The sequence below is a fragment of the Actinomycetospora flava genome (assembly GCF_037400335.1).
GTDB classification, from domain to species: domain Bacteria; phylum Actinomycetota; class Actinomycetes; order Mycobacteriales; family Pseudonocardiaceae; genus Actinomycetospora; species Actinomycetospora flava.
Genome location: NZ_JBBEGM010000007.1, coordinates 310,918 through 334,721 on the forward strand (window position 1 = coordinate 310,918; position 23,804 = coordinate 334,721).

A 23,804-nucleotide genomic window follows, 5' to 3' on the forward strand; every position below is an offset into this window, starting at 1 on the left:
CCGTCGGACTGGCGGTGACCGGGAGCGACGGGCCCCGGACGGGTTCCGGACGCTCCCCGAGTGGTACCTCGGCCGGGATGTCCGCCCCCGCGCACGACCACCGCGACAGCCGGCTGCGCTACGCCTACAACACCAACGGCCTGACCTCGCACCGCCTCGACGACGCGCTCGCGCTGCTCGCCGACAGCGGCTACGACGGCGTGGCCCTGACCCTCGACGTCGCGCACCACGACCCGTTCGCCCCCGAGCTCGGCCGGCGGACCGCGGCCCTGGCCGACCGGTTGCGCGGGCTGGGGCTGGGCAGCGTCGTCGAGACCGGCGCCCGCTTCCTGCTCGACCCGTGCCGCAAGCACCAGCCGACGCTGATCACCCAGGACGCGGGGGGCCGGGCGCGGCGCGTCGACTTCCTGCGCACGTGCGTCGACGTCGCCGCCGACCTCGGCAGCGAGGCCGTGTCGTTCTGGGCGGGCGTGCCCGCGCCCGACCAGGACCGGGACGAGGCGTGGCGGTGGCTCGCCGAGGGCGTGCGCGCGGTCGTCGACCACGCCCGCGAGCGCGACGTCGTGTGCGCGGTGGAGCCCGAGCCGGGGATGCTCGTCGAGGACTGCGACGACTGGATGCGGCTGGCCCTCGAAGTCCCCGAGGTCACCCTCGCCCTCGACACCGGCCACTGCATCGTCTCCGGCCGCTTCGCCCCCGAGCAGGCCGTGCGCGAGTTCGCGCCCCTGCTCGGAGCCGTGGCCGTGGAGGACATGCCCCGCGGGGTGCACGAGCACCGCGCGCCCGGCGAGGGGGACATGGACCTGCCCGCGGTCATCGCCGCGCTGCGCGCGGTGCGCCACCCGGGGCTCGTGTCGTTCGAGCTGTCCCGGGACTCCCACCGCGCGGACACGCTCGTGCCGGCGGCGCTGGAGACGATCCGGAAGATGGAGGCCGACGCGTGAGGATCTGCTTCGTCTCGCGCCGCTACTGGCCCGCGGTGTCGGGCATGAGCGCCTACGCCGAGAACCTGCTGCGCCACCTGGTGCGCGAGGGCCACGACGTCACGCTGATCTCGCAGTACCGCGGCGACCCCGTCGGACGCGGCGTCTACGGCGGCGGCCCGCCCCCGCCCGAGCGCGTCCCCGCGGGCGTGCACGTCGTGGCGCTGGAGGCGCACGGCGAGCAGGAGGTCGTCGACGGCCGTCCCGCGGACTTCGAGGCCGACGTCGCCACCATGCGCGACACGATCGCCGCCGAGCACGCGCGGGAGCCGTTCGACCTGCTCCACGCCCAGTACGCGTACCCCAACGGCCTCGCGGTGCTGCGGGCCGCGCACGACCTCGGGCTGCCCGCCGTGGTCAGCGTGCAGGGCGGCGACGGGCACTGGGTGGGCACCTGCTGCGCAACCCACGAGACGCTCGTGCGCGCGGTGTTCGCGCACGCCCCGGCCCTCGTCATCGGGTCGTCGTCGTTCGCCGCCGAGGTGTCGGCGCGCCACGGCGTCGATCCCGGCCGCTGGACCGTCGTCTCCGGGGCCACCGACACCGAGCGCTTCACCCCGGCCCGCGGGCCCGGCAGCCTGTCCGACCCGCCCGTGCTGCTCTACCACGGTCGCGTCGACGCCCGGAAAGGCGTGCTCGACCTGCTCGACGCCTTCGCCGACCTGCTCGGACGGGGCCGGCGGCTGCACCTCGTCGTCTCCGGGATCGGCCCCGACACGGACACCGTCGCCGACCGCGTCACCGAGCTCGGGCTCGACGAGCACGTCACCCAGCTCGGCTACACGGCCTACGAGGACGCGCACGAGGTCTACCGGCGCGGGGACGTCTTCGTCAGCCCGACCTACGCGGAGGGCTTCTCCAACACGGTGCTCGAGGCGATGGCCAGCGGGCTGCCGGTGGTGTCGACCGACGTCGTCGGCGTGCGCGACTGCGTCCGCGACGGCGACAACGGCCTGCTCGTGCCGCCGAAGGACCCGGCCGCGCTCGCCGACGGCATCGCCCGCGTGCTCGACGACCCCGACCTGCGCACCGGCCTCGCCTGCCGCGCCCTCGACGAGGTCCGCGCCCGCTGGTCGTGGCCGGTGATCGCGCACCGCCTCACCGACGTCTACGACGCCGTCCGCGACGTGCCCGTGCCGGCGATCCCCGACGTCGCCGTCGACCCCGACTGCCGTTTCCGCACGGCCCCCCACCTGCTGTGACCCGTGTCAGCGACGTGGCGTCGCAGACACTGGGCGTCCGTATTCTTCCGTCGATCATGGAGCGCACGTGAGCCGGATCGTCGCCGTCAGCCCGCACCTCGACGACGCCGTGTTCTCCGCCGGCGGGACGCTCGCGCGGCTCGCCGCGGCCGGGCACGACGTGCTCGTGGTCACGGTGTTCACCGGCTCCGTGGCCGCGCCGACCGGGTTCGCGCTCGCCTGTCAGACCGACAAGGGCCTCGCCCCCGACGTCGACTACATGGCGCTGCGCCGCGACGAGGACGCCGCCGCCCTCGCCCGGCTGGGCGTGCGCGGGGAGCATCTCGGACTGCTCGAGGCGCCGCACCGCGGCTACGACTCGCCCGCCGCGCTGTTCGCCGGGCGACGGGCCGGCGACGACGTGGCCGGCGCGGCGGGCGACGCGGTCCGGGAGCACGTCGCCGCCGCCGACCTCGTCCTCGCCCCGCAGGCCGTCGGCGACCACGTGGACCACCAGGTCGTCACCGCCGTCGTCGCGGGCCTCGCCGATCCCGACCGCACCGCGTGGTGGCGCGACACCCCCTACGCCGTCCGCCATCCCGACGCCGCCGGCGCGCCGGGGCCGACCGGCACCGACGTCGCCGTCGACGTCGCCGCCCTGCTCGCGACCAAGGCCGCGGCCGCCGGCGCGTACGCCACCCAGGTCGGCTTCCAGTTCGGCGGCCCGGAGCACGTCGGCCCCGTGCTGGCCGACCTCGCGCGCCGGGAGGGCGCCGGCACGCCCGCCGAGGTGTTCCGGGCCGGCGCGAGCGCCCGCGCGCTGATCGGCACCCTGGCGCCGTGACGCTCCTCGAGGTGGCGACGATCCACGCCGAACCGGCGTCGCTGGCCTCCGCGCGCGGGCAGGAGGTCCTCGCCCGCTTCCCGGACGCCGAGGTCGTCGAGATCGACTCGCACTGGGCGATCCCCCACCTCCACGGCGACGAGGCCAACGTCGCCCGCTGGGTACGGGTGAAGGCCGAGCACCTCGTCCTCGGCGAGAAGAAGTCGCTGACGGTCCGGCCGAACGGGCGCTCGGCGGACTTCATCGCGCCGTCGACGCCAACGGGTGCGCGATGGCCTGCGCCTACTGCTACGTCCCGCGCCGCAAGGGCTACGCGAACCCCATCACCGTGTTCACCAACATCGACGCGATCCAGCGCGCGATCGCCCGGCACCTGGGACGGCAGGGTCCCAAGCCCGAGCCCAACCAGTGCGACCCCGCCGACTGGGTCTACGACCTCGGCGAGAACTCCGACTGCTCGGTCGACGCCCGCGTCAGCGACAACGTCGCCGACCTCGTCGCGCAGTTCGCCCGCCTCGACGGGGCGAAGGCGTCGTTCGCGACGAAGCACGTCAACCGCGACCTGCTCGCGCTCGATCCGCGCGGCGGGACGCGGGTGCGCTTCTCGCTCATGCCGCGCCGCGACGCGAAGCTGCTCGACATCCGCACGAGCACGATCGACGAGCGCATCGAGGCGATCGACGACTTCGTCGCCGCGGGCTACGAGGTGCACCTCAACTTCTCGCCGGTGGTGCTGCGCGAGCGGTGGCAGTCGGAGTGGGCGCTGCTGCTCGACGAGCTCGGCGAGCGCCTCTCCGAGCGCGCCAAGGCCCAGGCGCGGTGCGAGGTGATCCTCCTGACCCACCACGAGGGCCTGCACGAGGTGAACCTCGGCTGGCACCCGCGCGCTGAGGACGTGCTGTGGCGCCCGGAGGCCCAGGAGACCAAGCGCACCGAGCACGGCGGCGCCGTCGTCCGCTACCGCGTCGACGTCAAGCGGCGCGCGGTCGCGCGGTTCCGCGAGCTCGTCGCGCGGCACGCGCCGTGGCTGACGATCCGCTACGCGTTCTGAGCACATCGCCGAGCGCGATTACGCTCGGGCCGCGTGAGCACCCGGCTGGCGTTGAGCCGCGCCTACCCCTACGGCGTCCCCGCCTTCGCCGCCGCGCTCGCCGAGCCGGAGTTCCACCGCGTGAAGCTGGACGTCGACGGCTCCGGCCGGATCGACGTCGTCGCGTTCGAGCGCGCGGGACGGCGGGTGCGGGTGGTCCTGCGCCAACCGGTGCCGCCGGGCCAGGTGCCCGCCGTCGTCGAACGGCTGCTCTCCGGCGTCCTGGTGATCGAGCGCACCGAGGAGTGGACACTCGGACCCGAGCGCTGCGAGGGGCGGGCGCGGGTCTCGGTGCCGAACACCCCGATCAGCGCCGACGGGACGATGTCGGTCGTCGGCGAGGACGCGGGCAGCCGGCTGGCGGTGGACCTCGACATCACCGCCGCGGTCCCGCTGCTGGGCGGCGGGATCGAGCGCTCGGTCGTCACGGGCATCCGCGGGCTGACCGGCCGCGAGCACGACCGGATCTCGCGCTGGCTCGCCGACGAGGAGCGGGCGGGCTGATGCCGGCTCGCCGCAAGCGCCGCCCCGGGTCCGACCGGCTCTACGTGTCCTCCTCGAACGGGCTGCCGCTCGGTCACCTCGACCTCGTCACCCGTGTCGCCCACGACGTCCCCGCGGGCTACCGGGAGCTCTTCACCCAGGAGGCCAACGCCTGGCTGTGGGGCAACCACCTGCCGCCGATGGCGAGCCCGGCCGAGGCCGCCGAGCCGGCCGCGATCGGGGCGGGCGCCGAGCCCCCGGACGGCGGCTGGGTCCCCGGCTGGGAGGACCTCGCCCTGCGCCGCCCCGGCCACGGGCTGACCGAGGAGGCCGCGACCGCCCGCGCCGAGCAGGGCCCCGGCGCCGACCGGCCCCACCGCCTGCGCGCCGACGGGCAGCACGCCGTCGCCGAGACCGTCGCCAAGCTCACCCGCCCGCCGACGCTGCGCCGGGGACGCGGGGCGCGCTGGCGCATCCTGCACAGCGTCCCGATGGCGTTCGTCGAGGGCGACGTGACCCTCGACCACCTCGTCATCGGCCCGCCCGGCCTGTTCGTCATCGAGGTCGTGAACGTCCCCGGCGGGCGGGTCACGATCGAGGACCACTCCCTCGACGTCGGCGGGTCGCCCCTCGACCTCGACCGGCTGCGGCGGATCGGGCTCGAGGTCGGCGACCGCGTGTCGATCGGGCTGGCGCACGCGGCCGGGGCCACCGAGACCCTGGACCCGCCCGCCGTGCACCCCGTCGTCGCGGTGGTGGGCGCGATCCTCTCCGGCACCGGGCGCCCCCGCGGCGTCGCGGTCACCCGGCTCGGCCAGCTGCCGCGCCTGCTGACCGCGTTCGGCACGCCGCTGTCCGACCAGGGCGTCGACCAGACCTTCGAGGTCGCGCGCAGGTCGACGACGTGGCGCCCGTGACCGCACCCGGACCCGCCCTGCGGCGCGCCCGAGTCGCGGTGATCGGGATGTTCGTGGTCAACGGGGCGACCTACAACAGCATCGTCCCGCGGTTCCCGACCCTGCGCGACGAGCTCGGGCTGTCGAACGCCGCGCTCGGCACGGCCATCGCGGCCTTCCCCGCCGCGGCGCTGATCTTCGGGGTGCTCGCGGGCCCGCTGATCGCGCGCGTCGGCAGCGGCAACGCCGGGGCCGGGGTGGGGCTGGCCGGCGCGGTCCTGCTGCCGGCGGTGGCGCTGGCGCCGGGGTGGTGGGCGCTGGCCGCCGCCCTGTTCGTCCTGGGCCTGACCGACGCGTGGGCCGACGCGGCCATGAACGCCCACGGCCTGCGGGTCCAGACCGGGTACGGGCGCTCGATCGTCAACGGGCTGCACGCGGTGTGGAGCATGGCCGCGGTCGGCGCCGGGCTGCTCGGGGCCGCGGCGTCCGGGTTCGGCGTCCCGCTGCTGGTCCACCTCGGGGTCGTCGCGGTCGTCCTCGTCGTGGTCTCCGTGCTCGCGTGGCGCTGGTGCCTGCCGGGGCCGGAGCCGGAGGCCTCGCACGACGACGATGACGACGGCCCGCGTCGTGCCCCCTGGCGGGCGGTCCTCGTCGCCGCCGGGCCGCTGCTGGCGCTGTCGGCGCTGCTGGTGTCGTCGGGCGGGATCGAGGACTCGGCGGCGTCCTGGGGCGCGATCTACGTGCGCGACGACCTCGGCGGCGGGGCGTTCGTCGCCGGCCTGCCGTTCGTGGCGTTCCAGGCGGCGATGACGCTCGGGCGCCTCGTCGGCGACCGCGCGGTCGACCGCTTCGGGGCGGTCGTCGTGGCCCGCTCGGGCGCGGCGCTGGCGACGGTGTCGATGGGCGGCGCGCTGCTCGTCGCGCACCCGGTGGCGGCGGTCGTCGGCTACGCGCTGACCGGCCTCGGGGTGTCGACGATCTTCCCGCTCGGCTTCGCCGCCGCCGGCCGGGTGCGGGGCGTGCGCCCCGGGGACGGGATCGCGGTCGTCGGGTGGCTCGCGCGGCTCGGGTTCCTCGCGTTCCCGCCGATCATCGGGGCGGTCGCCGACGGCGTGTCCGTGGGCGCCGGGCTCGCGCTGGTGCCGCTCGCCGGGATCGCGGCGTTCGTGCTGGCGGGCTCGCTGCGCCCGCCGGGCTCGGCGCGGACACTGCGGGCGTGAACGTCTCCGACGCCGTCGCCGCCCTCGCGGCGCCGCTCCGCCCGCTGGACGAGGCGGTGGCGGCGCTCGGGCGCGACGCGGGCCTCGTGGCCTGGTGGGGGTCGGGGGTGCCGGGCTTGCCGGACAGCGGACCGGCCCACCCCGTCGACGGCGGGTTCGTCCTGCTCGACGTCGGCGACGCGACGATGCTGCGCAACCGCGTGACGCGCCAGGACCTCTACCGCACGGGTGTCTCGCCCCTGCGCCGCGCGCTGGCCGGGCTGCTGCTCGACGAGCTCGCGCTCGCCCCGACCTGGGCCGCCGACGTGGTGCTCACGCGCGCCGACGAGGACACCCTCGGCGCCTGGATGCACGCGCATCTGCGCCTCACGGCCGTCGTCGAGCCGGACCGCAAGCTGCTCCTCGCGCCCGTGCGCGACGCGATGGACCCGGGGCTGCGCGAGGACGGCGAGCGCGCCCGCGCGGCCCGCGAGCGCTTCACCGCCGCCGCCGGCCCCAAGCCCGTCCGCGACCCCTCGGTCCCCTTCCGCCGTCCCTAGTACGTGCGTGATCTTCTGAGCTGCAGCTGAGAAGATCACGCACGTAGGGAGGCGCACCGGACGCAGGTGCGGGCGGCCGGGCGGGCCTCGAGGCGTTCGGGGGCGATCGGGCGGCCGCAGCGCTCGCACACCCCGTAGGTCCCGGCGTCCACGCGCGCCCGCGCGGCGTCGATCTCGGTGAGGTCGTGGCGCGCCGCCGCGAGCAGGGCCGCGACCTGGGCGCGGTCGTAGGCGATCGTCTGGCCCTCGGGGTCGTGCTCGTCGTCGCCGGAGCTCGCCGACGCCGTCTCGACGATCTCCGCGAGCTGGGCCTCGAGGGACGCGACGCGCGCCACGGCGTCCGTGCGGGCGTCCTCCAGCGGCGCGCTCACACGACCGTCGCCAGCGCCTGCGGGGCGATCCGGACGATGACCGAGCGGTGCGGGGGCAGCTCGAGCACCTCGCCGTCGAGCTGCACCGGGATCGGCGAGTTCGTGGTGAACGAGAACCGCGACGTCCGCGGCTGGGGTCCGAGCCCGCGCAGGGCGGCGCGCACCGCGTAGGCGAGGAGCCGCAGCTTCGAGCGGTGCGGCAGCGTGACGACCTCGAACAGCCCGTCGGCGGGATCGCCGTCCGAGAGCGTCACGTACTTCGCCATCTCGGTGGTGTTGGCCAGCACGAGGCTGTCGAAGCGCCGCACGCCCTCGCCGTCGACGTCGATCTCGAACGGGTGGAACGCGGAGAACGCGCGGACCGTGGTGACGATCTCGCGCACCGAGCCCTTGCCGCCGCGCTCCAGCTCGAGCGCGACGGTCGGCGTGATGCCCAGCCCCAGGTAGGAGTGCGCCCACCGCGGCCCGCCCTCCCCGGCGATCTCCACGCGCAGCAGGTCGAGGCGGCTGACCTGCGCCGCGGCGATCGCGTCGACCAGCGGGCGCTCGCGGGTGGCGCGGCGGTGGTCGTTGGCGTTGCCCGCGGGCAGCACGGCGGCGACCGCCCCGGAGCGCGTGCCGTCCCCTGCGGCCATGACGCCCTGCACGACCTCGTTGTAGCCGCCGTCGCCGCTGACGGACACGACGAGCACCCGCCCGGCGCGCGCCTCCTCCTCGGCGATGACGCGGGCGTGCCCGGCGTACTCGGTGGCCCGCGTCGCCACCGCGAACTGCGGGGCCTGCGCGGCGAGCGTGGCGCGCGCCTGCTCGGCGCGCTGCTCGCCGTCGCCGCTGCTCTCGGGGTTGTAGACGAGCACGACCCGGTCGTAGGCGGGCACCGGGGACGGTTCGGACGGCAGGGCCACGGGAGAAGGTTACGACGAGGACGCCGCGGATCGGCGCAACGCGAGCACGTGCTCCACCGCCTCGGGCAGCGTGGGCACCGCCGGGGCGACGGTGCGCAGGTCCTCCTCGTGGTGGGTCGAGTGCTCGGCCACCAGGATGCAGGCGCTGCCCACGGCGGCGGTCGCGGCGGCGTCGTCGAGGGTGTCGCCCACCAGCACGACCCGCGCCGGGTCGAGCCCGAGCACGTCGAGGTGCGCCGCGAGCGCGGCCTCCTTGCTGCGACCGTCGTGGTGGTGGTCGCCGTCGACGCGCACGAACCAGTCGTGGAGCCCGCGCCGGCCCAGCGTCGCGTGCAGCTCGTCGTGGCCCAGCATGCTCACCACCGACTGGCCGAGCCCGGCGCCCGCGAAGCGCTCCAAGGCGTCGAGCGCCCCGTCGGCCAGCGGGAGCCCGGGTTCGAGGCGGCGGTAGTGCTCGCCGAACACCGCGTTCATGCGCGCCCACTCCGCGTCGTCGACCTCGCGCCCCACCAACGCGGCGTAGAAGTCGCGCAGCGGGCGCCGGAAGGTCGAGCGGTAGCGCGCGAGATCGAGGCCGCCGTCGACCCCGGCCGCAGCCAGCCCGGCCGCGGAGGCGTCGACGACGGCGTGCACGTCCGCGAGCAACGTGCCGTTCCAGTCCCAGACGACGTGGTCCACCACGGCGTCCATGGTCCGCTACTCGCCCAGGTGGTTCAGCAGGGCCTGGAGCGAACGGACGCGGGTGTGCCGCAGGACGTCCTGCGGGTCCTCGGAGTCGGTCTGCTCCATCCACGCCTCGGTCTCGCCGCGGTCGGTGATCGCGAACCACACCGTGCCCGGCGGCTGGTCGTCCTGCGGCTCCGGGCCTCCGGCGCCGCTGACCGCGAGCGTGAGGTCGGCGCCGAGCAGCTCCGCGGCCTTCCCGGCCATCGTCCGCACCGCCGGCTCCGACACGACCGGCCCGTCCGGCACGCCGAGGGCGCCGTGCTTGGTCGTGCGGTCGTAGGCGACGACGCCGCCGCGGAACCACTCGCTCGACCCCGGCGACGCGGCCAGGTCGCTGCACACGAGCCCGCCGGTCAGCGACTCGACGATCGCCAGCCGCCGCCCGTCACGCGACGCCGCGTGCGACACCGACTTCGCCAGTTCCTCAGGGTCCTCCGACACGTCCCGGGGCCTTGCCGATCCCCGGCGCCCGGAAACGCTCAGGGGCGGAAGCGGCGCAGGCGCAGGCTGTTGCCGACGACGAAGACGCTCGACAGGGCCATGGTCACGCCCGCGATCATCGGGTTGAGCAGCCCGGCGACGGCGAGCGGGAGCGCGGCGACGTTGTAGGCGAACGCCCAGAACAGGTTGCCGCGGATCGTGCCCAGCGTGCGGCGGGCCAGGCGCAGGGCGTCGGGCACCGCGCGCAGGTCGTCGCGGACGAGCGTGACGTCGCCGGCCTCGATGGCCATCGCGGTGCCGGTGCCCATGGCGACGCCGAGGTCGGCCTGGGCGAGCGCGGCCGCGTCGTTGACGCCGTCGCCGACCATGGCGACGACCCGGCCCTGCTCCTGCAGGCGGCGGACCTCGTCGGCCTTCTCGGTGGGCAGCACCTCGGCGACGACGTCGTCGGGGTCGATGCCCACCTCGGCGGCGACGGCCCGCGCGGCGGCGGGGTTGTCGCCGGTCAGCAGCACCGGGCGCAGCCCGCGGTTCTTCATCTCCGCGACGGCCTCGGCGGAGCCCTCGCGGACCCCGTCGGCCACCTCGAGCACCGCCCGGGCGGCGAGCTCGCCGCTGCCGTCGTCCCAGGCCGCCAGCACGGTCGTGGCGCCGTGCGCGGCCGCCTGCTCGAGCGCGTGCGCCAGCGCGTCGGGGACCGCCACGCCCCGGTCGTCGAACAGCCGCCGGCGCCCGGCGAGCACGCGGACACCGTCGACGGTGCCCTCCACGCCGAGGCCGTCGAGGGGACGCACCCCCTCGGCCTGGCCGAGCTTTCCCGGGAGCTCCTCGCGGGCCGTGGCGGCGATCGCCCGCGCGACCGGGTGCTCGAGCTTCGCCTCGAGGGCGCCGACCCGCGCGAGCACCTCGTCGCGCCCGGTGCCCGGCGTGGTGTGCACCGCGCGCAGGGTCATGCGGCCCGTGGTCACGGTGCCGGTCTTGTCGAGGACGATCGTGTCGACCCGGCGGCTCGACTCCAGCACCTCGGGCCCGCGCAGCAGGATGCCCAGCTGAGCGCCGCGCCCCGTGGCGACCGCGAGTGCCGTGGGCGTCGCGAGCCCCAGCGCGCACGGGCAGGCGACGACGAGCACGGCCATGCCCGCGGCGATCGCGAAGCCCCAGCCGGCGCCCGAGACGCCCCAGAACAGCAGGGTGTTGACGGCCACGAGGATCACGACCGGCACGAACCACGCCGAGATGCGGTCGGCGAGGCGCTGGATCGCGGTCTTGCCGGCCTGCGCCTCCTGCACGCGCCGCGCCATCCGGGCCCACTGCGTGTCCCCGGCGGCCCGGGTGGTCTCGACGACGACGCGGGCCGTCTCGTTGCGCGTGCCGGCCAGCACCTCGGTGCCTTGCTCGACGTCGACGGGCGCGGACTCGCCGGTCATCGCGCCGGCGTCGACCGTGGAGCGTCCCTCGACGATCCGGCCGTCGAGCGGGAACGGCTCGCCCGCGGCGACGGCGACGCGGTCGCCGGGCTGCACGCCCCCCACCGGCACCGGCAGCTCGCGGTCCCCGACGACGACCCGGGCCTCCGCGGCCGGGGGCTCCATCAGCGACGCCGAGACGCCGAGCGCGCGGTGCCGTCCGCGCCGCTCGATCCAGCGGCCGAGCAGGGCTGCCGTGGTGATCGCGGCCGCGGCCTCGAGGTAGATCGTGCGGGAGCCGTCGAACTGGTCGGGGCGCGGCAGGAGGTACAGCGCGTGGCGCATGCCGCCGAGCCCGGCGCCGCCCTGGAACAGCGCCCACAGCGACCAGCCGAACGCGGCGAGCGTGCCGACCGAGACCAGCGTGTCCATCGTCGCGGCGCCGTGACGCAGGTTCTTCGCCGCCGCCCGGTGGAACCGCCAGCCACCCCAGACGATCACCGGCGCGGTGAGCACCAGCGAGAACCACTGCCAGTACCGGAACTGCCAGTCGGGGTTCATCGCGACGGCGATCACCGGCAGGCTCAGCGCGAGGCAGACGAGCGCGCGGTGGCGCAGCTCGGCGAGCTCGGGGTCCGGCGCGCCCTCGGCGGGGGCGGCCGGGGTCGCGGCGCGGTGCTGGGACTGCTCCGGGGCCGACCGCGGCGAGGGCACGGGGATCCGCGGCGCCACGGGCTCGGCGCCGAACCCGAGACCGGTGACGGCCGCGACGAGCTCGGCCGGGTCCTGGTCCGCGGGGTGGGTGACCCGGGCGCGGGCGCTGGCGTAGTTCACGCTCGCCTCGACCCCGGGCAGGCGCCCCAGCTTGCGCTGGATGCGTGCCGCGCACGTCCCGCACGTCATCCCGGTGACGGCCAGCTCGGTGGTGACCCGGGTGTCGGCCGCTGTCGTCCCCGCCGGTCCGGCACTCTCCGCGACGTCGGTCGCCACTCCGGCACCTCCGCTCGTTGTCGCGCTGGTTGTCGATCGACGGCGCGACGCTAGGGGCCGCCCCCGCGCGCACCCCCGGAGCTGAGAACCCCGGGCCGCCCGTCCGACGACTGTCCGGTTCGGGCAGGACGAGCGGTCGGCCTGTGTCCCCGAACGGGTGACTCGCGCCCTCCGAGCGGACCAATCCCGGTCTCAGGTGCGCGTGTGCGAGAACCTCAAGATCGGGTACGCCCGCCGCCGACCGAGGACACCGCTCGACGACGGGAGACGACGATGAGCGAGGACACCTCCGCCGAGGACCTGAAGGGCCGCGCCAAGGAGGCCGTCGGCGCCCTCACCGGCCAGGACGACTGGGCCCGCGAGGGCAAGGAGCAGCAGAAGAAGGCCGACGCCGAGGACACCGCCCGCCAGAAGGAGGCGGAGGCCCAGAAGGCCCGCGCCGAGGCGGACAAGAAGGAAGCCGACCAGAAGAAGCAGCAGTAGCCGGCTCCCCGCCCGATTCACCGGCGACGGCCCCGGACCGCCCCACGGCGATCCGGGGCCTTCGTCTGGTGACCAGCGGTAACGATCCCCGTCACGGCAGCGATGCAGCGTGCGTCACAAGATCGTGGAGGGGCAGCGATGATGGTGCTCGTCGTTCTGGCCGCGGTGGTCGCGGGACTCGCCGTGGCGTGGGAGCTGCGCTTCGTCGCGCTCTGGCTGCTCGTGCGGGTCGTCGACGCGTCCGAGGACGCCGACGCCTCCGGTCGCCGCAGCTACGCGGACTTCCGGGCGGTCGTCGCCGACCGCGGTCTCGCCGGGCTCGACATCGCGTGGCTCTCCGACGACGTCCCCGACGTCACCGACCGCGCCGACTGGCAGCTGCGCGGCGCCTGACTCTCACTCAACGTACGCAGTTCCCGCCGAAGCGCGGGTTGTTCGTCCCCTTCACTGGGCCTGTTGGGGAGATCCTGTCACCCTCAGCGATGTCCCGACGGACCAGGGGGGCCGGCCGCACCGCGGCCGGGAGGGTGGCGACGATGACGATCGAGACGGCCGACGAGGCGCTCGGACACACCGACCGGGCGACCTACCTCGCCGCGGCCGAGCGGGCGCGGAGCGCCTACCCCGGGGCGCTCGGGGAGCTGGTGCACCGCGAGCTGCGCGCCTTCGCCGACTTCGGCTACCGGCTGGCCGGGCACGGCCTCGTCGACCGGCTCGCCGCGGAGGTGCTGGCCGAGGCCGGCGGGGACGACCGATGACCCCGGTGTGGGCCACGGCCCTCGTGCACGGCTGCCGGCCGCGGGACGCCGGACCCGAGCCCGCCGACGTCCGCGGGAACGCCACGGTGCTGCCGGGTCCCGTGCGGTCCCGCTACCGCGCGGCGGCGCTGCACGCGCGTCGCGTCCTGCCGACCGCACTCGGCGAGCTCGTCGCCCGCGAGCTGCGGGACTCGGCCGAGTTCGGGTACGGCGACCACGGGCTGGCCGACCGCGTCGCCACGCAGGTGCTGACGATGCCCGCGCCTCCGCGGTGCTCGCCGGTGTCGACTCGTTCGCTTCGTGGGTAGCCGGGTGCGCATGGTGTCCACGACGGAGCACGACGAGAGCGAGCACGGCGAGCGCGTCGGCGCGGCCCTCGCCCACGCCCTCGACGAGGCCGCTCGCGGGCTGATCGACCGCACGGACGACGAGGGGGTCGACCACACGCTCGGGCTGATCGTGCAGGGCGCGATCCGGACCATCCCGCACGTGGAGCAGGCCGGCGTCTCGCTGGTCGAGCGGGGCGGGACGGTCGACGCGTACGCGCCCAGCAGCCCCGCCGTCCGCGAGCTCGACGAGCTGCAGAACGAGTTCCGCGAGGGCCCGTGCCGCGACTCCATCTGGACCGAGTCGCGGACCCTCGTCGAGGACATGGCCGGGGCCCAGGAGCGCTGGCCGCGCTACGCCTCCGCCGCCCTGACGCGCGGCTTCCGGTCGTTGCTGTCGTTCCAGCTGTTCGCCGCCCACGGCAGCGCCGGCGCCCTGAACCTCTACTCCTCGTCGCCCGGCGCCTTCGACGAGTCGTCCGTGGACGCCGGCGCGCTCTTCGCCGCCCAGGCCGCGCTGGCGTTGCACGGCGCCAAGCGCATCCAGGGGCTGACGGCCGCCCTCGACAGCCGCGACACGATCGGCCAGGCCAAGGGCGTCCTCGTCGAGCGCTTCGGCGTCGGGCCGGAGCAGGCGTTCTCGATGCTCGTCGACTCGTCCCAGAAGACGAACATCAAGCTCGCCGAGGTCGCCACCCGGGTCGTCGACGAGGCGCGCCGGAAGAACGGCCGCGGGGATCCGGGCGGGCGTTAGGCCCGGCGGTCCGGGTGGGTAGAGCACGGCCAGGTCGACAGGGTGCCCGCGGGCCGATCGTCGACTCAGGTCTCGCCGGTTCGACCACGTGAGCCGGCGGGACCGCCCCACACCCGGGATTGTCGCGGGGACGCGCGAGGTCGACCATCGTCGCCATGGCGGACGAGGGAACCCACGTGATCGTTGGCGCGGGTCTGGCGGGGGCGAAGGCGGCGGAGACCCTGCGGGAGGACGGCTTCACGGGCCGGGTCGTGCTGGTCGGCGACGAGCAGGAGCGGCCCTACGACCGCCCGCCGCTGTCCAAGGAGTACCTGCAGGGCAACGCGGACCGCGACAGCGTCTACCTGCACCCGGCCGACTGGTACGCCGAGCACGGCGTCGAGCTGCGGTCCGGGGTGCGGGCGACGGCGCTCGACCGCGACGCGCACGAGGTCGTCCTCGCCGACGGCGACCGGGTCGGGTACCGCAAGCTGCTCCTGGCCACCGGATCGTCCCCGCGGCGGCTCCCCGTCGCCGGCGCCGACCTCGACGGCGTCCACTACCTGCGCCGCCTCGGTGACAGCGACGCCATCGCGGCCGCGATCCGTTCGTCGTCGCGGATCGTCGTGATCGGGGGCGGGTGGATCGGCCTCGAGGTCACCGCCGCGGCGCGGATCGCCGACGTCGCGGTCACCGTGATCGAGTCCGCGCCGCTGCCGCTGCTGCGCGTCCTCGGCCCCGAGATCGCCGAGGTCTTCGCGACGCTGCACCGCGAGCACGGCGTCGACCTGCGCGTCGACACCGACGTCGCGGGGATCCGCGGGGAGGGCGGGCGGGTCACCGGTGTCCGGCTCGCCGACGGCACCGAGATCGACGCCGACGCGGTGGTGGTCGGCGTCGGGATCACCCCGAACACCGACCTGGCCGAGGCGGCGGGGCTCGAGGTCGCCGACGGGGTCGTCGTCGACGCGCGCCACCGCACGTCCGACCCCGACGTCCACGCGGCCGGCGACGTCGCGAACCTCTGGTACCCGGCGTTCGAGCGGCACCTGCGCGTCGAGCACTGGGACAACGCGCTGAACGGCGGGCCCGCCGCCGCCCGCGCGATGCTCGGCGACGACACCGAGTACGACCACCTGCCGTACTTCTTCACCGACCAGTACGACCTCGGCATGGAGTACACCGGCTACGTCGCGCCGGGCGAGTACGACGAGGTCGTCGTGCGCGGCGACCTCGGGTCGCGCGAGTTCGTGGCGTTCTGGCTCGCCGGCGGGCGCGTGCTGGCGGGCATGAACGTCAACATCTGGGACGTCACCGACCCGATCGCCCGGCTGGTGCGCCTCGAGGAGTCGTTCGACCGCGGGCGACACGCCGACCCGGCGGTGCCGCTGGCCTGAGCACACCGTCACCGACGCCGCACCGGCTCGAGGGCCGGGCGGTCCATTCCCGCCCGAAGCCATCAGGGCGACGGGTAGGCCGGTGCGGCCCGACGCGGCACCATGCCGACCATGGACGCTCCCGACGGACCGACGCTGCTCCGTTCCCCCGGCTCGCTGGCCGGCACGGGGCTCGGCGCCTACCTCGACCACCTCTCGTCGACCCGCGGGCTGGAGTTCGACGACTACTGGGGCCTGTGGCGCTGGTCGGTGGCCGAGCCCGAGGCGTTCTGGGCGTCGATCTGGGAGCACTACGGGGTGCCGGGGACCTACGAGCGGGTGCTCGGCTCGTCGGCGATGCCCGGGGCCCGGTGGTTCCCGGGCGCGCGCGTGAACTACGCCGCGCACATGCTCGGCACCGACGAGGACACCGACCGCACGGCGATCATCGCCCGCTCCCAGACCCGCGGGCCGCAGGAGCTGACGTTCGGCGAGCTGCGCGACCAGGTGGGGCGCGCCCGCGCCGGGCTGCAGCGCCTCGGCGTGCAGGAGGGCGACCGGGTCGTCGGGTACCTGCCGCACGTCCCGGAGACGATCGTCGTGTTCCTGGCCGCGGCGAGTCTCGGGGCGATCTGGGCGTCGTGCGCGCCGGAGTTCGGGGCGCGCAGCGTCGTCGACCGGCTCGGCCAGCTCGAGCCGACGGTGCTGCTGGCCGTGGCGTCGTACCGCTACGGGGACAAGGAGATCGACCAGCGCGAGGAGCTCGCGCGCATCCGCGCGGGCCTGCCGACCGTGCGCCACGTCGTCGGCCTGGACTACGGGCCGCACCCGGTGCCGGACGCGATGACGTGGGACGAGCTGCTCGCCGAGCCGGGACCGCTCGAGTTCGCCGACCTCCCGTTCGACCACCCGCTCTACGTGCTCTTCTCCTCGGGCACCACGGGGCTGCCGAAGGCGATCGTGCACGGCCACGGCGGGGTCCTTCTCGAGCACCTGCGGCTGTTCGGCCTGCACTTCGACATCCACCCCGGCGACCGGACGCTGTGGTTCACCACCACCGGCTGGGCGATGTGGAACATCACGATCTCGGTGCTGCTGCACCGCGGGGCGATCGTGCTGCTGGACGGCAACCCGCTGTGGCCCGACCTCGAGGCGCAGTGGCAGCTCGCGGCCGAGACCGGGGTCGCGCTGCTGGGCGCCAGCCCCGGGTACCTCACGGCCTGCCGCAAGGAGGGCGTCGTGCCGCCGCGGTGGTCGGAGCTCAAGCAGCTCGGCACCACCGGGGCCCCGCTGCCGCCGGAGGCCTTCGACTACGTCTATGAGCACCTCGGGCCCGACGTCATCCTCAACCCGTTCAGCGGCGGCACGGACGTGTGCAGCGGCTTCGTCGGCGGCGGTCCCTGGCTGCCGGTGTACCGCGGGGAGATGTCCGGGCCCGGGCTCGGCCACGACGTCGCCGCGTTCGACGAGGACGGCCACTCCGTCGTCGAGCAGCTCGGGGAGCTCGTCGTGCGGGCGCCGATGCCCTCGATGCCGGTGAGCTTCTGGAACGACCCGGACGGCGAGCGCTACCGCGAGGCCTACTTCGACGTCTTCCCGGGCGTGTGGCGCCACGGCGACTGGGTGCGGTTCACCGACCGCGGCAGCTGCGTGATCACCGGGCGCTCGGACGCGACGCTGAACCGGGGCGGGGTGCGGCTGGGCACCGCCGAGTTCTACGACGTCGTCGAGGACATGCCCGAGGTGGCCGACTCGCTGGTCGTGCACCTCGAGGACGACGAGGGCGGGTCGGGCGAGCTGCTGCTGTTCGTCGAGCTCACCGACGGCGCCGAGCTGGACGACGACCTGCGCAGGCGCATCGCCACCGGGCTGCGCCGCAACCTGTCCCCGCGGCACGTGCCGGACCTCGTCGCCGCCGTGCCGGCCGTGCCGCGCACGTTGACCGGCAAGAAGCTCGAGCGCCCGGTCAAGCAGGTGCTGCGCGGCCGCGCGATCGAGGAGGTGATCAGCCCCGACGCCGTGCGCGGAGCGGACGCCGTCCCGGCGTTCGTCGACGCCTACGGCGCGACGCGGTAGGCGCCGGCTGTCCTTGTCCACGCCGCCACCGACCCGTGGACCGTGGCGGCGCCGGCTCGGGGACCGGCGACTCGAGGGACGCCGATGGGCTCGAGGGGGAGCGTGCCCGGCGGCGTCCACAACGGTCGAACAGATCGATGGCGGCGTGGACGGCGACCCGGTTCCTCTCCGGGCACGGGCTCAAACCGGGATGTTCGACGACTTTCTCGAGCGCCGCCAGGACGACGGGACTCGTCGCCGAGCGGCGGACCCACGTGGCCGGGCTCCGCGGAGACGCGCTCAGTCGTCCGTGCCGGCGTCCGTTCCGTCCGTGCCGCCGTCGTTGTCGGACGAGGCACCCGACCGCTCGAACGGCACGTCGTCGAAGTCACGCGAGTACTCGTGCCGGTCGCCGACCAGGGAGAGATCGTCGGGAAGGTGTCCCCCTCGGTCGCCGGCGTCCGACGTGCCGTTGCCCGCGGACGGACCGTTGCCGACATCTGTGCGGTCGGCGAGGTCGGGCGGAGCGCCCGAGTCGAAGGGGTCGTCTTCGCGACCGGTGGTGGCGAATCCGACGTCGCCGTCGCGGGTGGGGTTGATCTGCCCGGGACTCGGGCCGAGGAACCCGCCGCCGGTGTGCGGTCCGGTACCGACGCCGACGACGCCGCTCTCCGGCGAGCCGGGGTTGCCGAACAGGTCGAACCGGTCAGGTCCGCGGGCCTCGACGTGGGTCTCGAAGGGGCCGTCCGTGGCGTCGTCGGCGGGGTCGACCTGGCCCGGTCGGGGTCGGTGACCCGCGAACACCAGCGACTCCAGGGGCGGGAGGACCGGGGCATCGGGGTCGGGCGTGAACCCGACCCCGCCGGCGGGGTCCTCCTCACCCGACGCGCCGTCCCCCGAGGCCGAGTCGACACCCTCCTCGTTCTCGTCGTCGTTCCCGCCGTCGTCCTCGGCGGTGCCGTCCAGGGGCTCGCCCTCTTCCTCCTCGGGCTCGTCGTCGCTGCCGCTCCGGACCTCGCCGTCGTCGGGCGTCGTCCCCGGCTGCGCTCCGCCCACCTCCTCGTGGGTGTAGCCGGAGGTCGTCAGGGTGCCGGAGTGGTCGGTACCGCCCTTCTGACGATGTTCCTGATAACCGCCCTCGAGCATCGTGATCGAGTCCGGGTCCGTGACGTGGTGGCCGTACTCGTCGAACCACTCGCCGTCGTCGGTGCGGTAGTAGACGGTGTCGCCCGTCGTCATCTGGAAGACGGTGTCGACCTCCTCGCCGCCGTGCCGCTCGGCCTCGTCGGCGCCTCCGACGACCGTCTCGTCGGAGGCCGCGGGCGCTCCTGCGGCCGGGGACCCGGACGGCACGCCCTCCCGCGGGAACGGGTCCTCGCCGAACGGTGATCCGGTGCGTCCACCGCCGCTCGCCCCCGTGCCCGCGCCGGCCCCGGTGGTCCCGGTGCCCGTACCGCCCCCGGCAGCCACGGCGCCCTGCCCCGCTCCGGGACCCGTGGCGGGCGCCTGGAAGAAGGAGCGGCCCCCACCGCGAGCGACCTCGCCGAGCAGGGCGTCGAAGACCGAGCTCGAGGTGCCGGTCGAGTCGCGGAGCTCGGCGTCGACGACCATCTTCCCGAGAGGCGTCAGGCCGCCGGGGTCGATCCCGAGGGTGTCCTGCACGACCCGGTGGTCCACTGCGCCGTGGACGGCGGCCACGTCGGCCTCGGTCACGTCTCGGACATCCTTGCCGAGCTCCTCGGCGACGACGGTGCGATCGGCGAACTCGTCCATCAGGTCCGCGAGCTCGGCGTCGGTGTACTGGTCGGGTGTCCGCCCTCCGACGACCCTGGTCGAGAACAGGCCTGCGTCGCGGAGCTGATCGATGACCTCTTCCCGGGTGATGCCCGGCGTCTCCTCGTCGTCCTCGGAACCCGCCATGCCCCACCCCCGGGCCGTTCGTGCCGCTCCGTCACAGCACGTCCCCTTCAGCACGGTTCCAGATTCACCTGTTCAGCGGCACCTCCGAACGGTGCGTGCTCGACCGGCGCGCAATCGCTCCGCCCGTGAACCGAACTCCTCTTGACCCTGCCGCGGCGTCACAGGTTCTGATCCGTGCTCCTGCCTGCCGGCCGGCCCCGAAGAGGAGCGAGACCATGACCGTTCAGTTGGTGCATCCCGAACAGGTCCACCGCGTGGACGTCCATAACCAGGTCGCCGTCGCGCAGGGCTCGCGCACGGTGTACCTGGCCGGGCAGGTGTCCTGGGACCTCGAGGGCAACCTGGTGGGCCCCGACGACGTCGCCGCGCAGGCCGAGCGGTGCTACCTCAACATCGCCGCCGCGCTCGACGCGGTCGGGGCGACGCCGGCCGACCTCGCCAAGGTCACCGTGTACGTCGTCGACCTCGACGAGGCGAAGGCCGGGCAGTTCGTCGCCGGGCGCGATCGGGCGGGCGCGGCGCTGGGCGTCGCGTTCCAGCAGCCGAGCACCTGGATCGGCGTCACGGCGCTGGCCGCGCCGGGCTACCTCGTGGAGGTCGAGGCCGTGGCCGTCCTGCCCTGAGCCGTCGGCGGAAGGCTTCCGGCGCCGGGGATCCGCTGTCAGGATCACCATCGATGCCATCGACACCCGATCTCGAGCGCCTCCGTCCGCTGCTCCACGCCCTGTCCTCGGACGACCGCGACGAACGCCGACCCTGGGGCGACACGCTGGGCGACTGGTGGCGTGACGGCACCCTGGACCCGGAGACCGCGACGACGCTCGCCACCGTCGTGACCTGGTGCGCCATGGTCGACGACGACGCCGGCGGCATCCGCGCCCAGGTCCTCGGCTCCCTCGCGGCACTCGCCGAGGACGGGCACGTGCCCGGGCCCTCCCTCGACCGGCTCCTGCGGGGCGTCGACGCGCAGTGGGTCCCGGACAACGAGCAGGCCGCCGTCAAGACCCTGCGCGCCTCCCTCGACCGCGCACCCGGCGGCCGCAAGGACCCGAAGGGCTACCTCTGGAGCCTGGTCGACCACGTCCACGCGCTCACGACGCCCGACCCGGCCCAGCGCCGGGCCGCCGTGGAACCCGCGGCCGCCGAACCCGGCGTCAACCCGGCGGACCGCGAGGCGCTCACCGCCGTGGCCGGCTGGGCGACCGCCTGACAGACGGGCTCCGACGCTCCTAGACTCCCGCCCGTGGCGGTCGTGTTCGACGCCGTGGCCGGCGACGTCCCGCTGGTGACCCGGGTCTGGACGGCGCGCTCCGACAGCGCGAGCGTCTTCACCTCGGCGGTCAAGGGCTACTCCATGATCGCGTTCGCGCGGACCGCCGCCGGGACGACGGTGCACCTGCGCGGCCCGGAGACCCGCGCCACCGAGATGGCCTGCCCCGAGGGCTGCGAGTTCTTCGGGGTCGACCTGCAGTGCGGCGCGTTCGTGCCCCTGTTCCCGCCGTCCGGGCTGACCGACATGAATGACGCCCTGGTGCCGACGGTGTCGGGCGATCGGCTCGTCCTGGACAACCGCGACTGGGAGATGCCGACCGCGCAGAACGTCGACGTCTTCGTCGGCAGGCTGGTCCGGGCCGGTCTGCTGTTCCGCGACCCGCTCGTCGACGACGTCCGGCACGGCGAGCGGCCACGATCCGTGTCGGAACGGACCGCGCAGATGCGGTTCCGCCGGGCCGTCGGGGTCTCGCGGCGCAAGCTCGTCAGCATCGAGCAGGCACGGCAGGCGGCGCAGCTCCTCGCGGCGGGCGGGTCGATCGCCGACGCGGTCACCGCCGGCGGCTACTACGACCAGCCGCAGCTCGCGCGGGCCATGCGCTGGGCGACCGGTCACACGCCGGGCGAGCTGCGGGCCGGGGTCGCTTTCCTCGCGTTCTGAGCGCCCTGACCTCGGTGGTTTCGGTTCGATACAAGACGGTCCGACGTCGGGATGGTCGACTCCCCGGCATGCGCACCCTCATCGAGTACGACCACCTCTCGCTCGACGGCCGGTTCACCGGGGACGACTTCTGGGCCGCTCAGATGAAGATCGTTCCCAACGACCGCCAGTTCGACTACCAGCTCCGGCTACTGGAGGACGCCGTCGGCCTGGTGCTCGGGCGGGAGACCTACGAAGGCTTCGCCGCGACGTGGCCGAGCATGACCGGCGATCTCGCCGACAGGATCAACGCGCTGCCGAAGTACGTCGCCTCCACCACGCTGAGCGAGACCACCTGGAACGCCGAGGTGCTCGACGGCGACGCCGTCGAGGCCGTCGCCCGCCTCAAGGAGGCGGGCGACGGGACGCTGGTGAAGTACGGCAACGGCTCGTTCAGCCGCGCGCTCGCCGAGGCGGGCCTGCTGGACGAGCTGCACGTGAGCGTCTCCCCATTCGTCGCGGGGTCCGGGGAGTCGCTGGTGTGGGGCACCGGCCCGGCGGCCATGGACCTGACGGGCGTGACCGACATCGGCAACGGCACGGTCGTCCTGGCCTACCGACCGGCCGCGTAGCGGCTCGCGCTCCGCGATGACGACGCCGCCGCTGGCTGTTCAACGAACGGCGACGCCGACTGGTCGGGTGGCTCGTGGACCCGCGGACGCCGACTCAGTCGAACATCAGGGCCCGGACCGACCCGGTCCGCCGCCTCCGCTCCCGGATGGCGAATCGGACGGGGCGGTAGTCGCCGAGGTGCACTCGCGGCACCCCGGGTCGCCCGGGAGTGTCTCAGGTGGAGCAACGCGAGACGGGTCGACTGGCGCGGGCGCCACTGGTGTGCGCCGGAAGGGCCCGAGGGGCGCTGTCGGGACCGGTACCGCGGGCTGGCCGGGTGGGGCACCTGGGCGGGCTCCTCCGGGGGGCGCTCCCGGCGCACCAGGGGCCAGCCGCGACGTCGGGACCGGCCCCGCCGACGGGCTCGGCGTCGGGGACGAGGTCGCGGCGCTGGGCGGCGCGCCATGGTTCGGAGGTACCTCGCTCGTCGAGGGCACGAGCGCCCCCGGCGCGACGTCGGAGCTCAAGGTGGTGCCCCCGCCCGTCAGCATCGCGACCGCAACGGCCGGGACCGCGACGACAGCCGCGACGATCGGTGCCAGCACCGCGGAAGTGGTGTGTGTGCCGCCGGCGAGGCCCGCAGGCCACCACGAACTCCCGGCCGTGGCGGTTCCGCTCGTGCTGTGCAGCATCGGTGTCGCTTGGCGGGCGACGCTGTCCCCGAGCCAGCCGGGCGCCTGGACCATGATGGGCGCCGAGGCCAGCAGCGTCGCCGGCGACACGAGACGGCGACGAGCCTCAGCGCACCTCGAGCACCGCTCGATGTGGCGGTTGATGCGCTTGCGCAGAAGCACCGTCATGGTGCCGTCCCAGTCTCCGAGCAGATCGCCGAGCTCCGCACACGCTTCCCGCTCGTGGCGGGCGACCAGCAGGGCGCCGAGGCAGCGCTCGACCGTGATGCGCAGCCGCGAGACAAGGGTGTTGGCGTTGGTGGCGCTGATGCCGAGCGCGTCGGCGAGCTCGGGCCGTCCAGGCCGTGGCGGTAGTGCAGCTCGAGCAGCGTGCGGTCCCGATCGGCGAGACCGCCGGCGGCGCGAGCGACGAGGTCGGCGAGCTCCCGCCGGGCGGCCAGGGTGTCGGGGCTGTGCTCGGGGCTTGGGCGGTCGGGCAGCTCATCGGCCACCTGTTCGCGGCGGCGTCCGCGCAGCAGCGCGAGGGCCTCATGGCGCGCGATGGCGTAGAGCCACGGCCGCAGTTTGTCGTGCTCGCGTAGCTGCCCGAGCCGGGTGGCGGCGGTGCAGAAGACGTCCTGGACGCAGTCGGCCGCAGCATCTGGATCCCGCAACATCCCGAGACAGAAGTCGTGCAGCGCGTCGCCGTAGCGGCGGTAGATCGCCGCGAACGCGGTTGGGCTGGTTGGCGCAGCGGCGGCGAGCGCGGCGTCACTGACCCGCATCGGCCCGGTCGCATGCTCCCCGCCCCGCCGTGGCCGCGGCAGACGGGCCACTGAGGGGTGGATCAGCCGCGGCCCGGTGCTAGCCGCCGGCGGGTCCT

26 protein-coding genes are annotated in these 23,804 nt (G+C 75.0%); 19 read left to right on the forward strand and 7 right to left on the reverse strand.

The annotated features are described in order from the left end of the window. Nucleotides 1-77: 77 nt before the first annotated feature. The 8 genes from WCD58_RS18625 to WCD58_RS18660 all read left to right on the forward strand — a co-directional run bounded on the left by WCD58_RS18625 (nt 78) and on the right by WCD58_RS18660 (nt 7,236). The gene (locus tag WCD58_RS18625) at nt 78-944 is read left to right on the forward strand and encodes a sugar phosphate isomerase/epimerase family protein (RefSeq protein WP_337704545.1); all 867 of its coding nucleotides are present in this window, start codon (nt 78-80) and stop codon (nt 942-944) included. After that, nucleotides 941-2,185: a glycosyltransferase family 4 protein gene (locus tag WCD58_RS18630; protein ID WP_337704546.1), complete on the forward strand. Its 1,245-nt coding sequence runs from the start codon at nt 941-943 to the stop codon at nt 2,183-2,185. Before WCD58_RS18625 ends, WCD58_RS18630 begins: the two co-directional genes overlap by 4 nt. 67 nt (nt 2,186-2,252) lie before the next feature. Next, a complete protein-coding gene (locus tag WCD58_RS18635; RefSeq protein WP_337704547.1) occupies nt 2,253-3,008 on the forward strand; it encodes a PIG-L deacetylase family protein in 756 nt (251 codons plus the stop codon). A gap of 271 nt (nt 3,009-3,279) precedes the next feature. After that, complete coding sequence (locus WCD58_RS18640) at nt 3,280-4,059, forward strand: spore photoproduct lyase family protein (RefSeq protein WP_337704548.1); 780 nt, start codon at nt 3,280-3,282, stop codon at nt 4,057-4,059. Nucleotides 4,060-4,092: 33 nt separating this feature from the next. Beyond that, the gene (locus WCD58_RS18645) at nt 4,093-4,602 is read left to right on the forward strand and encodes a DUF2505 domain-containing protein (protein ID WP_337704549.1); all 510 of its coding nucleotides are present in this window, start codon (nt 4,093-4,095) and stop codon (nt 4,600-4,602) included. Next, nucleotides 4,602-5,498, forward strand: coding sequence for a nuclease-related domain-containing protein (locus WCD58_RS18650; protein ID WP_337704550.1), 897 nt, complete (start codon nt 4,602-4,604; stop codon nt 5,496-5,498). Before WCD58_RS18645 ends, WCD58_RS18650 begins: the two co-directional genes overlap by 1 nt. Beyond that, the gene (locus WCD58_RS18655; protein WP_337704551.1) at nt 5,495-6,697 is read left to right on the forward strand and encodes an MFS transporter; all 1,203 of its coding nucleotides are present in this window, start codon (nt 5,495-5,497) and stop codon (nt 6,695-6,697) included. Before WCD58_RS18650 ends, WCD58_RS18655 begins: the two co-directional genes overlap by 4 nt. Continuing rightward, entirely contained in the window at nt 6,694-7,236 is a 543-nt protein-coding gene (locus tag WCD58_RS18660; protein ID WP_337704552.1) for a hypothetical protein, read from the forward strand. The genes WCD58_RS18655 and WCD58_RS18660 overlap by 4 nt, the downstream gene beginning before the upstream one ends. Nucleotides 7,237-7,271: 35 nt before the next feature. Here WCD58_RS18660 and WCD58_RS18665 read toward each other — a convergent pair whose 3' ends face one another. The 5 genes from WCD58_RS18665 to WCD58_RS18685 are packed head-to-tail and all read right to left on the reverse strand — an operon-like array spanning nt 7,272 to nt 12,075. Continuing rightward, on the reverse strand, nt 7,272-7,607 hold the full coding sequence (locus WCD58_RS18665) for a TraR/DksA family transcriptional regulator (protein ID WP_337704554.1): 336 nt from the start codon (nt 7,605-7,607) through the stop codon (nt 7,272-7,274). Continuing rightward, the gene (locus WCD58_RS18670; protein ID WP_337704555.1) at nt 7,604-8,512 is read right to left on the reverse strand and encodes a diacylglycerol/lipid kinase family protein; all 909 of its coding nucleotides are present in this window, start codon (nt 8,510-8,512) and stop codon (nt 7,604-7,606) included. The genes WCD58_RS18665 and WCD58_RS18670 overlap by 4 nt, the downstream gene beginning before the upstream one ends. A gap of 9 nt (nt 8,513-8,521) precedes the next feature. Beyond that, entirely contained in the window at nt 8,522-9,202 is a 681-nt protein-coding gene (locus WCD58_RS18675; protein ID WP_337704556.1) for an HAD family hydrolase, read from the reverse strand. Nucleotides 9,203-9,208: 6 nt separating this feature from the next. Further along, nucleotides 9,209-9,679, reverse strand: a complete 471-nt coding sequence (locus WCD58_RS18680; protein WP_337704557.1) for a CinA family protein — start codon at nt 9,677-9,679, stop codon at nt 9,209-9,211. A 38-nt stretch (nt 9,680-9,717) separates the two neighbouring features. After that, a complete protein-coding gene (locus WCD58_RS18685) occupies nt 9,718-12,075 on the reverse strand; it encodes a heavy metal translocating P-type ATPase (RefSeq protein ID WP_337704558.1) in 2,358 nt (785 codons plus the stop codon). 273 nt (nt 12,076-12,348) lie between these two features. Between WCD58_RS18685 and WCD58_RS18690 the strand changes: the two genes are divergently transcribed. The 7 genes from WCD58_RS18690 to WCD58_RS18720 all read left to right on the forward strand — a co-directional run bounded on the left by WCD58_RS18690 (nt 12,349) and on the right by WCD58_RS18720 (nt 17,827). Next, nucleotides 12,349-12,558, forward strand: coding sequence for a CsbD family protein (locus WCD58_RS18690; RefSeq protein ID WP_337704559.1), 210 nt, complete (start codon nt 12,349-12,351; stop codon nt 12,556-12,558). 138 nt (nt 12,559-12,696) lie between these two features. Then, a complete protein-coding gene (locus WCD58_RS18695) occupies nt 12,697-12,951 on the forward strand; it encodes a hypothetical protein (protein WP_337704560.1) in 255 nt (84 codons plus the stop codon). Nucleotides 12,952-13,094: 143 nt separating this feature from the next. Next, on the forward strand, nt 13,095-13,316 hold the full coding sequence (locus tag WCD58_RS18700; RefSeq protein ID WP_337704561.1) for a hypothetical protein: 222 nt from the start codon (nt 13,095-13,097) through the stop codon (nt 13,314-13,316). Further along, the gene (locus WCD58_RS18705; RefSeq protein ID WP_337704562.1) at nt 13,313-13,624 is read left to right on the forward strand and encodes a hypothetical protein; all 312 of its coding nucleotides are present in this window, start codon (nt 13,313-13,315) and stop codon (nt 13,622-13,624) included. The genes WCD58_RS18700 and WCD58_RS18705 overlap by 4 nt, the downstream gene beginning before the upstream one ends. Nucleotides 13,625-13,634: 10 nt before the next feature. Next, entirely contained in the window at nt 13,635-14,396 is a 762-nt protein-coding gene (locus WCD58_RS18710; protein WP_337704563.1) for an ANTAR domain-containing protein, read from the forward strand. A gap of 155 nt (nt 14,397-14,551) precedes the next feature. Continuing rightward, nucleotides 14,552-15,772, forward strand: a complete 1,221-nt coding sequence (locus WCD58_RS18715) for an NAD(P)/FAD-dependent oxidoreductase (RefSeq protein ID WP_337704564.1) — start codon at nt 14,552-14,554, stop codon at nt 15,770-15,772. Nucleotides 15,773-15,883: 111 nt separating this feature from the next. After that, nucleotides 15,884-17,827: an acetoacetate--CoA ligase gene (locus WCD58_RS18720; RefSeq protein WP_337704565.1), complete on the forward strand. Its 1,944-nt coding sequence runs from the start codon at nt 15,884-15,886 to the stop codon at nt 17,825-17,827. Nucleotides 17,828-18,106: 279 nt separating this feature from the next. On the opposite strand, the gene WCD58_RS18725 is transcribed toward WCD58_RS18720, so the two are convergent. Next, a complete protein-coding gene (locus WCD58_RS18725) occupies nt 18,107-19,726 on the reverse strand; it encodes a hypothetical protein (RefSeq protein ID WP_337704566.1) in 1,620 nt (539 codons plus the stop codon). A 215-nt stretch (nt 19,727-19,941) separates the two neighbouring features. Between WCD58_RS18725 and WCD58_RS18730 the strand changes: the two genes are divergently transcribed. The 4 genes from WCD58_RS18730 to WCD58_RS18745 all read left to right on the forward strand — a co-directional run bounded on the left by WCD58_RS18730 (nt 19,942) and on the right by WCD58_RS18745 (nt 22,270). Next, nucleotides 19,942-20,349, forward strand: a complete 408-nt coding sequence (locus WCD58_RS18730; protein ID WP_337704568.1) for a RidA family protein — start codon at nt 19,942-19,944, stop codon at nt 20,347-20,349. A 53-nt stretch (nt 20,350-20,402) separates the two neighbouring features. Beyond that, nucleotides 20,403-20,936 carry a hypothetical protein gene (locus WCD58_RS18735; protein ID WP_337704569.1) on the forward strand — a complete coding sequence of 178 codons (534 nt, stop codon included), beginning with the start codon at nt 20,403-20,405 and terminating at the stop codon, nt 20,934-20,936. A 33-nt stretch (nt 20,937-20,969) separates the two neighbouring features. Beyond that, nucleotides 20,970-21,659, forward strand: coding sequence for a helix-turn-helix domain-containing protein (locus WCD58_RS18740; protein ID WP_337704570.1), 690 nt, complete (start codon nt 20,970-20,972; stop codon nt 21,657-21,659). A gap of 68 nt (nt 21,660-21,727) precedes the next feature. Continuing rightward, nucleotides 21,728-22,270 carry a dihydrofolate reductase family protein gene (locus WCD58_RS18745; protein ID WP_337704571.1) on the forward strand — a complete coding sequence of 181 codons (543 nt, stop codon included), beginning with the start codon at nt 21,728-21,730 and terminating at the stop codon, nt 22,268-22,270. Nucleotides 22,271-23,106: 836 nt separating this feature from the next. On the opposite strand, the gene WCD58_RS18750 is transcribed toward WCD58_RS18745, so the two are convergent. Beyond that, entirely contained in the window at nt 23,107-23,706 is a 600-nt protein-coding gene (locus WCD58_RS18750) for an RNA polymerase sigma factor (RefSeq protein WP_337704572.1), read from the reverse strand. Between the last annotated feature and the right edge of the window lie 98 nt (nt 23,707-23,804).

Excerpts from the sequence above, each read along its gene's own strand:
- WCD58_RS18625 (WP_337704545.1), top strand. The coding sequence starts at position 78 with ATGTCCGCCCCCGCGCACGACCACCGCGACAGCCGGCTGCGCTACGCC.
- WCD58_RS18640 (WP_337704548.1), top strand. The coding sequence starts at position 3,280 with ATGGCCTGCGCCTACTGCTACGTCCCGCGCCGCAAGGGCTACGCGAAC.
- WCD58_RS18650 (WP_337704550.1), top strand. The coding sequence starts at position 4,602 with ATGCCGGCTCGCCGCAAGCGCCGCCCCGGGTCCGACCGGCTCTACGTG.
- WCD58_RS18675 (WP_337704556.1), bottom strand. The coding sequence starts at position 9,202 with ATGGACGCCGTGGTGGACCACGTCGTCTGGGACTGGAACGGCACGTTG.
- WCD58_RS18690 (WP_337704559.1), top strand. The coding sequence starts at position 12,349 with ATGAGCGAGGACACCTCCGCCGAGGACCTGAAGGGCCGCGCCAAGGAG.
- WCD58_RS18695 (WP_337704560.1), top strand. The coding sequence starts at position 12,697 with ATGATGGTGCTCGTCGTTCTGGCCGCGGTGGTCGCGGGACTCGCCGTG.
- WCD58_RS18700 (WP_337704561.1), top strand. The coding sequence starts at position 13,095 with ATGACGATCGAGACGGCCGACGAGGCGCTCGGACACACCGACCGGGCG.
- WCD58_RS18705 (WP_337704562.1), top strand. The coding sequence starts at position 13,313 with ATGACCCCGGTGTGGGCCACGGCCCTCGTGCACGGCTGCCGGCCGCGG.
- WCD58_RS18710 (WP_337704563.1), top strand. The coding sequence starts at position 13,635 with ATGGTGTCCACGACGGAGCACGACGAGAGCGAGCACGGCGAGCGCGTC.
- WCD58_RS18715 (WP_337704564.1), top strand. The coding sequence starts at position 14,552 with ATGGCGGACGAGGGAACCCACGTGATCGTTGGCGCGGGTCTGGCGGGG.
- WCD58_RS18720 (WP_337704565.1), top strand. The coding sequence starts at position 15,884 with ATGGACGCTCCCGACGGACCGACGCTGCTCCGTTCCCCCGGCTCGCTG.
- WCD58_RS18725 (WP_337704566.1), bottom strand. The coding sequence starts at position 19,726 with ATGGCGGGTTCCGAGGACGACGAGGAGACGCCGGGCATCACCCGGGAA.
- WCD58_RS18730 (WP_337704568.1), top strand. The coding sequence starts at position 19,942 with ATGACCGTTCAGTTGGTGCATCCCGAACAGGTCCACCGCGTGGACGTC.
- WCD58_RS18735 (WP_337704569.1), top strand. The coding sequence starts at position 20,403 with ATGCCATCGACACCCGATCTCGAGCGCCTCCGTCCGCTGCTCCACGCC.
- WCD58_RS18745 (WP_337704571.1), top strand. The coding sequence starts at position 21,728 with ATGCGCACCCTCATCGAGTACGACCACCTCTCGCTCGACGGCCGGTTC.
- WCD58_RS18750 (WP_337704572.1), bottom strand. The coding sequence starts at position 23,706 with ATGCGGGTCAGTGACGCCGCGCTCGCCGCCGCTGCGCCAACCAGCCCA.